At 64.1% G+C, this 1,262-nt stretch carries 1 protein-coding gene; it reads right to left on the bottom strand.

Translation table 11 applies throughout. From position 1 onward, the window contains the following. Nucleotides 1-42 precede the first annotated feature (42 nt). Nucleotides 43-1,187, bottom strand: a protein-coding gene (locus IU459_RS37230; RefSeq protein WP_195134267.1) for an IS3 family transposase whose coding sequence is annotated in 2 segments (ribosomal slippage) — nt 43-914 and nt 914-1,187 — 1,146 coding nt in all. Because the reading frame shifts where the segments join, the coding sequence is not laid out codon by codon here. Between the last annotated feature and the right edge of the window lie 75 nt (nt 1,188-1,262).

Raw genomic sequence — 1,262 nt, 5'->3', positions numbered from 1 at the left:
GGGACTGCCCCGGATCTGATTGACTCGCGGGTTGTGGTGGTTTCAGGCCGCGAGTGGGGCCTGGTTCAGGGTCTCATACTCGACCGGAGTCAGCCGGGACAGCCCTCGCTGGCGGCGTCGGCGGTGGTAGGTCCGCTCGATCCAGTACACGATGGCCAGACGCAGCTCTTCCTTTGTGTCCCACCGTTTCCGGTCGAGCACGTTGCGTTGCAGCAGCGCGAACCACGACTCCATGGCCGAATTGTCCGCGCATGCGGCCACCCGCCCCATTGAGCCCTGTAATCCATAGCGGGACAACAACGTCACGAACTTCCGGGAACGAAATTGGCCGCCGCGGTCGGAATGAACAATGGTGCCGGCCGGTGACCGCAGCCCGATGGCGTTGCGCAGCGCTGAGCACGCCAGTTCAGCGGTCATCCGGTCGTCGATGCTGTAGCCGACGATGCGGTTGGACCACACGTCTTTGACCGCGCAGATGTAGAGCTTCCCCTCACCGGTGCGGTGCTCGGAGATGTCGGTCAGCCATAGCCGGTTCGGGCCGGTGGCGGTGAAATCGCGGCGGACCAGGTCGTCGTGGACCGGTGGGCCCGGCCGCACGGTCAGGCCGCGTTTCTTGGCGAACGCGCTGTAGATGCCCTGCAGCGAGCACACGCGCTGGACCCTGTTCTCCCCGGCCTGGAAACCGAGGTCGGCGAGCTCGTCAGCGATGAACCGATACCCGAATTCCGGATCGTCGGCGTGAATGTCGAGCGCAGCGTTGATCAGATGCGCGTCATCCCAATCACGCTGGGACACAGGCTCTTCACACCACTTGTAGAACGCCTGTTTCGAAAATCCCAACACCCGGCAGGCCACCGCCACCGGGATTCGGTCAGCAGCAAGGTCCAGGACCAGCGGGTACATCATTTTGGGGGCAACTCGCGGGCGAAGAACGCTGCCGCCCGCCGCAGAATCTCGTTCTCCTGTTCCAGCAGCTTGTTGCGTTTACGCAGCTCACGCAGCTCGTCGGACTCGGCACGGGTAACCCCGGCGCGGTGTCCGTCCTCGATATCGGCCTGTTTGAGCCAGCCGGCCAGGCAACTCTCCGATATCCCGAAATCCTTCGCGACCTGCCGCAGTGTCGACTCGCCCTTGCGGGCCACCGCGACCACGTCACGACGGAATTCTTCGGGGTAGGGCTTCGGCACGGTGACGCATCCTCTCACAGAGAAGACCGAACGGTCTCCTCAGGTCAGGAGTCAACCGACGCCGGGGCAGTCCCT

It is taken from the genome of Nocardia amamiensis, assembly GCF_015477605.1.
GTDB lineage: Bacteria > Actinomycetota > Actinomycetes > Mycobacteriales > Mycobacteriaceae > Nocardia > Nocardia amamiensis_A.
This window is presented reverse-complemented; position numbering and strand designations above follow the sequence as displayed.